This is a genomic window from Bellilinea sp. (assembly GCF_034432615.1).
Classification (GTDB): Bacteria; Chloroflexota; Anaerolineae; order Anaerolineales; family Anaerolineaceae; genus Bellilinea.
Genome location: NZ_DAOUBL010000097.1, coordinates 1 through 7131 on the forward strand (window position 1 = coordinate 1; position 7131 = coordinate 7131).

Below are 7131 nucleotides of genomic sequence, written 5' to 3' on the forward strand. Positions count from 1 at the left end.
CCAAATCTACAGGTCGCATTGGTTCTCCTCCTTTTCCATGGTTTATGCTTCCCCCCTGTTGTTTACGGCCTGAACTTTTACAGCCCGCTTTGGTCTGATAATTGTACCAGAACTATCCCCCGCGCCGGGGCGCGCCGCGGCGTTTGGGCGGCGCTTCCCCGCGCGAAACATAAGCCGGCACCGTGATACCATACACGTTGCACACTCTTCGGTCCATCATGCGGCTGCGAATGCGCGGGTCAATTTCATCCAGTGCCTGCGCGGTGGTGATGACGGTGGGCAGTTTGGCGTTATAGCGGTAATTGAGCAGCTGATACAACTTCTCGCGCGCCCAGGGCGTAGCGCTTTGGGTGCCCAAATCATCCAGTATCAGCAATGACGCAGAACGCACCTCCTCGAAACGGCGGTCATAAGAAATTGTACTGGAAGGTGAAAACGCTGCCCGCAGGTGATCGAGCAAATCCGGCACAACCACAAAAATCGGCTCTTCCCCCACCCCTTTGCGGTAATTGCCAATCGCCGCCGCCAGATGCGTCTTGCCGCAGCCATAACTGCCCATAAAAACCAGCCAGCCGCGCGGATTTTCGGCAAAGGCTACCGCGGCATCAAAGGCTTTTTGCAGGGTGGCGCGGTCTTCGGGCGGTAATTTCTCGTGTTCGCGCAGGTTAAAGGTGCCAAAAGTGTGATCCGCCAGGAGAGACAGGGTTGAAATCGAAGAACACACCTCTTCACTGACCGGCGAACGGTAGTCGGGCGCGTAGATGTGTACGCGGGTCACCAGCTCCGCATCCTGTAAGCGCGAAGAAATCCGCCCGTCAATTTCTTCCAGCAGCAAATTGGTGGTAACCACCGTCGGCAGGCGGTGAATGTAGCGGTGATTGATGATCTGGTAGAGTTTCTCCTCCGCCCAGGGGGTAGCGTTCTGCGTCCCAAAATCATCCAAAACCAGCAGTCGCACATTGCGAATTTCGTTCAAACGCTGTTCAAAGGATTCATCCCCCCCGCCGAAAGATGCCCGCAACCAGTCGAGCAAATCCGGCACGGTCAAAAAGATGACTTCCACCCCCATCTCGACCACGGCGTTGGCAACCGCTGCGGCGAGATGCGTCTTGCCGCAGCCATAGGGGCCCATCAGCAGCAGCCAGCCCTGCAGCGTACGGGCATACTGCTGCGCCTGTTGATGGGCAAACTGTAGCGAACGAGCCTGTTGATCACCCAGCCCCAGCCGGCCCTGTACCTTGAAAGTTTCAAAGGTCATGTGGCGGAAGGCATCCAGATTACTCAGGCGCAGCAAACGCTGGCGCTCGCTGGCACTCACTTCCTGTTGGCGGCAGGTGCAGATGTGCAATTTCCCAAAATCAGGGTGACCCACCGGTAAATCGTGCGCCACGAACCCCACGCCGCCGCAAATGGGGCAGTTGGGATCACCCAACATGCCGGGCTGCTGCCCGCCGGGTGAGGTTTCACCTCGTTCAGTGTTCGACAAATTCGCCATATTCTCCCTGGATATAGCGTCGGCGATCTTTTTCAGACTTTCCCCGATTGGCTTCATGTTCGCTCCTCTCCAATCGCGCGCGCAGGATGGCTTCGACATACCGCCAGCGGCGCACGTTGCTTTCCACTGCGGCGCGAATCGCTTCCTCAATCCATTCAACCGGATAAGTTTTTTCGGCCTCTTCCAGCGTTTCGGCAATCAGCGGGGTGAGTGGGCCAATATTTTCTTCATACAGGCGAAAGATGTTGGGGCGTTCCAGCGTCAGCCGCACTTCCGGGCGCTGAATGTCCTCCGGCGACCATTCTCCGTTTTGCAGGGCCGCCACAGCAGCCCGCCCGCGCGGGGTATTGAGGAAATACAGGCTGTCTTCTTCTCCCAGATTGACCTTCAACAAGCTGCCGCGCTGGACGGCGCGTTCGAGTGCGTCCTGCAGGTTCGTTAACGCCTGGCGGCGGTTCTTTGCCAGCCCTTCCAGCAGCCGCTCATCCTCTGTCAGATCGGAAGCCCGGAAAAAACGAAATTCACCTTCCATACGGTCAAGCAGCCAGAAGGCATACAGCGTCACTTTTAACTCGCTCAAGTCATCTATCTGCGGCAGCAGCTCACTGAAAAAAGCGGCTGGCAGAGGGGTCAGGCGGGTTTTGCCGGGTGGAAAACCGGTAAAGGGTTTCATCAGCGGCCTGCTCTTTCGGAAGAGTCGCGCGGCAGGATGACCGCATTGTCAAAACGCGCCAGATTGCTGAGAAAGACCAGTTCAATGCCCGGATGGGTGGGGCCGTTGCGGTGTTTGGCAACGATGATTTCGGCAATATTCTGGCGCGGACTATCTTTTTCCATTGCTTCCGGGCGGTGAATGAACATGACAATATCTGCGTCCTGTTCAAGGGACCCGCTTTCTCTCAAATCCGATAGCACCGGCTTTTTGTCGGCACGCTGCTCAACCGCCCGCGAAAGCTGCGCCGCCGCCAGCACCGGTACGTTCAACTCGCGTGCCAGTACTTTCAGGTTGCGAGATATGTTGGACACTTCCTGCACGCGGTTATCGGTGCGGATGTCACCGGACATCAATTGCAGGTAATCCACAATCACCAGATCCAGCTGCTTTTCCATGTGCAACCGGCGGCATTTGGTGCGCAACTGCAGCGGCGTAATGGCGGGCGTATCATCCAGCCAGATTTCCGTTTCGCCAAGCACTTCAATGGCATGCGCAAACAGCGCCCATTCCTCATCCCTCAGTTTACCGCTGCGCAAGCGCTGGGTGTCAATCCCGGTTTCCTGAGCAATCAGGCGTTGCACCAGCTGCTCGGCCGACATTTCCAGCGAAAAGATGGCCACCCGTTTGCGGTGCTTTTGGGCAGCGTTCTTGGCCACCGAAAGCAAAAATCCGGTTTTACCCATGCCGGGGCGGCCAGCCACAATCAAGAAGTCGGAGCGTTGCAAGCCGCCCAGCAATTTATCCAGATCCACCAGCCCGGTCGGCACGCCAAAAATCTCATCGCTGCGCTGTGCCAGCTGGTCAATCCGTTCGTAGTACTCGCCCAGCACCACATCAATGGGCTGTAAATCGCGCTGAATGCGCCGCTCGCTCAGCCCAAATACGGCTTTTTCAGCCTCGCCGATGAGGGTATCCAGGCTTTTACGCGAGTCGAGTGCCAGCTTTGCCATTTCATTGGCCGCCGCAAGCATCTTGCGCCGGATGGACGCCTCTTCCACAATCCGCGCGTAGGCTTCGGCGTGCAAAGAAGTCGGCGTCTGGCCAAGCAGAGCCATCAGGTAAGCCTGCCCGCCAATATCCACCAGATGACCGCTCTCTTCCAGCTCATGGGTCAAGGTCAGGTAGTCAATTTTCTCGCGCCGGTCATGCAGGCGGGTAATCGCTTCCCAAATCCAGCGGTTGCGAACGATGTAAAAATCCTCCGGCTTGAGGATTTGCGCAACCTCGTAATACACTTCCGGGTTAATCAAAATCGAACCCAGCACCGCCTCTTCCGCCTCGCGGTTGTGCGGGTGAGCCTGATCCATGGAGAGCTGGCTGTCTTCTACGGGTGGAAAATCTTCGCTCATGCTTGGGTCAAACCTGAAAATTTGAAATACAACACGCCCCCCTGTGATGAACCACTAAAAATTGAGCCGGCGGGGCGGCATTCCCCGCCCGGCTGAATTCTGGCTTACTTGCCCGGCTTTGGGCTGTCTGGATCAGGATCCGGTTTGTCCTTATCCTCTTCATCCTGATCTTCGTTCAAATCATCAATCTTTAAGTTTTGTAAAAAATCTTCAAATACCGACAGACGTTCTTCGCTCAGGTCGTCTTCCTCAACCGGCGCAGCGGAAGGCTCTGCCGCAGAAGTTTCCGGCGCCTGCAAATCGCGTTCGGGTACAATTCCGGCAGTTTCCATGACCTCGCGCGCCACCAGAATCGGCACATGCGCACGCACGGCCAGCGCCAGCGCATCCGACGGACGTGAGTCGATCTCCACCAGATGCCCGTTGTATTCCACCACCAGATTGCCGAAGAAAACATCATCCTTCAGCGCCACCACCTCAACCCGCACCAGGCGGGCATTGAAGGTAGCCAGTAAATTTTTGAGCAGGTCGTGGGTCTGCGGACGGGCAACTTCAATTTCTTGCAGGGCAATGGTGATTGCTTCTGCCTCGTACGGGCCAATCCAGATTGGCAAATAGCGTTCTGCGTTGATCTCCCGCAGCACCACAATGCGCTGTTGATTGGTCAGGCTGACACGCACGCTGTCAATGACAACTTCAACCATTCGGGCCATCTTTCAACCTTTTCTCTCCCTTCAAACCGGGAGTTGATCAAATCCCACCAGTCGCCGCAGGCTTCACTGCATCCACACTGGTCTTGTGGTTTTATTTTAACACGGGCGGGAACGGGATGCAACAGCATTCACCCAAAGTTCAGACAAAAGCCCTCTTTCGGTTCGTTATCCCGTGAAACAACCATCCTACAACCAGAAACATTTGAATGTTAACATTTTTTGATTCTGTTCATTTCTTAAGTTCTTAAGGTATAATGCAACTATCTACCAACATTCCTTCCCGCTTAAAGCTCAGCGGGAATTATTCTTCAACGCACTTTACCAGCTGGAATGCACTTATTTTTTATCTCAGGCGGGCGCGCAAAGCAGCCGCCGAAATCCGCAGCGGTAACCGGTTCAGGCGTTTCAAAAGGATGAAACGGCCGCCGGGGAAATACACCGGGCAATTGCCAAACGGGGTGTTTGATCAATCTTAACAAATTTGTTGTCCGGTCGTCGCAGTAAACTCGCAAAATTCTGATAAAATCCAAAGCCGGTTTTGCCACAAACCCCATTGGGAACTTTAACGGTAAGCGCCTTAACGGCATGTGATCAACCTACCTGAGCCGTTGCATGTAAAAAATCTTTTTCTCATACGGTGGTAACAAAAACATGCAGGAAAACATCCACATACTGCTGATTGAAGGTAAACGCCCCGACCGCAATTCGTTTTTACCGGGGTTGACCAAGAAAAACTTTTCCGTCGAAACCGTCTCCAGCGGCAGCGCGGCATTGCAGCGCATCGGCGAACGCCTCCCGGATTTGATTATTCTGGATGCGGCCTCGATGCGCACCAGCGGTAAGCGGATTTGTACTGCCCTGCGCGAACAGGCTCCCGCCGTGCCGATCATCCTGATTCTGGATGCCACGGCGCCCGCCAACGATTCCCCCGCTGATGTGGTGCTGCGCCTGCCCTTCACCCTGCAAAAACTGCTCAACCGCATGAAACCCTTTCTGCCGCAGGAACAAAAGAACGTGCTGCGCGCCGGGCCAATTTCGCTGGATCTCAAAAAACGCTCGGTGCGCTGCCTCGATCATCAGGCCGTGCTGACCCCCCGCCTGGTGCGCCTGTTGAAAGAATTGATGGATCATGCCGGGCAGGTCATCGAACGCGAGGTGCTCTTCAGCCGGGTGTGGGAAACCCAATACACCGGCGATACCCGCACCCTGGATGTGCACATCTCCTGGCTGAGACAGGCCATCGAGGACGACCCGCGCCACCCGCGCTTCATCAAGACCATTCGCGGCATGGGCTACCGGCTGGATCTGGAAGAAACCCACCCCCTCAACGGCCGCCTGCGCCCGGTGGAATCTCCCCAGCACACCCCCTGACGACCAATCCACACCCCCGCCAAACTGCCAGCCCGCAATCCTTCCCTTGGGGGCTGGTATTTTTTGCTGAACCTGTATAGAATGTTAAAACAATCTGATTTTCCGGCGGAACAAAAATGGCATTAAAATCGTCTTAATGTTGTTTCTTTTCCATCTCAAAAATAACCAAGGAGCGTAACCATGCCTCGTTCACGACTTTTCCCCCTTCTGACGCTGACCGTTCTGCTGGCTTCGGTAGCCAGCGGCTGCGGCATTCTGGGCGGCGGTGAGCCCACCCCTGACCCGCTTGCCTTCCAGGCCACCCTCAACGCGGCCGCCACCGAAGCCGTATCAACCATTCAGGCGCAATTCACCCAGACCGAACAGGCGCGCCCCACCGAACCGTTTGTGCCGATTCCATCGGCAACCCCGCAGCCGACCCAGCCGCCGACCGCCACACCGGAGATCAGCCCAACCCCGCCTCCGCCCACCTGGACGCCTGTGCCGATTTTCACCAACACCTTCACCGCAACGGCAACCTCCAACGCCACCGCCACCCCCACCGCCACCCCCAGCCCGTATTCCTGCGCGGTGGTCAAGGTGGAGCCGAAAGCCGGCAGCAAACTGCCCTACCGGGCTGATTTCGACGCCCGCTTCACGCTGAAGAACAACGGCAGCAAAGACTGGCTGGCCGCCAACGTGGACTTGAAATACGTCAGCGGTGAGAAGATGCAAAAGTACGCCGACGCAGTGGATTTGGGCAAAGATGTCAAACCGGGTGAAGAATACACCTTTGTGGTGGACATGCTCGCCCCCGATAACGCCGGCAGCTACAAAGCCACCTGGAATCTGGTGGACAGCAGCAACGTGTACTGCTCGGTGACCATCGAGATTCAGGTCACCCGCTGACACACCGCCCGACCCTGAAACAGCCACTTTGCGCCGGTCGCAGCCGCAAAGCCTCCCCCGGTTTCCCTTCGACGAAATTGGGGGAGGCGTCGGTGGCGAGAGCCTTAACCAGCCGACTACCGATTCAAAAATCGGACAAATCTTCCCCACAATCGAAATGATTAGAACTTTCTTAAATTTTTCGCCGCGAGGCGAAAAACTATTGACTTTTCTCTCATCAGTTATTAATATAAAAATATAATCACAGGGGAGTAAAGCATTCGAGTGTGGGGGCAGTGAACTGCGGGCGGCTTGTCTGGTCGCCAAACCCAGCACCAAGGGGGGAACGCCTGCAGGGAGCCAGTGGCGAAACCGACCACCAGGAGGGTCGGTTTATTTGTTTTCAGCCCCTCAACTCCCCGCCAGCATCTGTTTGAACCTTGACAGGCAAAAAAAGTCCCTCACCGCGGGGTGCCGCCCGGGTGAGGGGGAACACAGGGACACGGGTCAGCGCCCTCTGTGCCATTTAATTATAGCACATTGGGGGGAAAGGATGCAACGCGCCGGCGGCAGCCCGCTAACTGCCGCCGCCGGCGCGTTGCATCCTTTCCCCCCAATGTG

The 7131-nt window shown here is 56.2% G+C and carries 6 protein-coding genes; 2 read left to right on the forward strand and 4 right to left on the reverse strand.

Annotated elements, in window-relative coordinates:
• Nucleotides 1–112: 112 nt before the first annotated feature.
• The 4 genes from VAE48_RS04465 to VAE48_RS04480 form a co-directional block, all read right to left on the reverse strand.
• Nucleotides 113–1495, reverse strand: a complete 1383-nt coding sequence (locus VAE48_RS04465) for an ATP-binding protein (protein ID WP_322792120.1) — start codon at nucleotides 1493–1495, stop codon at nucleotides 113–115.
• Entirely contained in the window at nucleotides 1473–2168 is a 696-nt protein-coding gene (locus VAE48_RS04470) for a DnaD domain protein (protein ID WP_322792121.1), read from the reverse strand. The genes VAE48_RS04465 and VAE48_RS04470 overlap by 23 nt, the downstream gene beginning before the upstream one ends.
• On the reverse strand, nucleotides 2168–3559 hold the full coding sequence (gene dnaB, locus VAE48_RS04475) for a replicative DNA helicase (RefSeq protein ID WP_322792122.1): 1392 nt from the start codon (nucleotides 3557–3559) through the stop codon (nucleotides 2168–2170). The genes VAE48_RS04470 and dnaB overlap by 1 nt, the downstream gene beginning before the upstream one ends.
• A 104-nt stretch (nucleotides 3560–3663) precedes the next feature.
• A complete protein-coding gene (locus VAE48_RS04480) occupies nucleotides 3664–4263 on the reverse strand; it encodes a bifunctional nuclease family protein (protein ID WP_322792123.1) in 600 nt (199 codons plus the stop codon).
• Nucleotides 4264–4923: 660 nt separating this feature from the next.
• Here VAE48_RS04480 and VAE48_RS04485 point away from each other — a divergent pair.
• Both VAE48_RS04485 and VAE48_RS04490 read left to right on the forward strand, forming a co-directional pair.
• Entirely contained in the window at nucleotides 4924–5643 is a 720-nt protein-coding gene (locus tag VAE48_RS04485) for a response regulator transcription factor (protein ID WP_322792124.1), read from the forward strand.
• 180 nt (nucleotides 5644–5823) lie between these two features.
• On the forward strand, nucleotides 5824–6531 hold the full coding sequence (locus tag VAE48_RS04490) for an NBR1-Ig-like domain-containing protein (protein WP_322792125.1): 708 nt from the start codon (nucleotides 5824–5826) through the stop codon (nucleotides 6529–6531).
• Nucleotides 6532–7131: the final 600 nt, after the last annotated feature.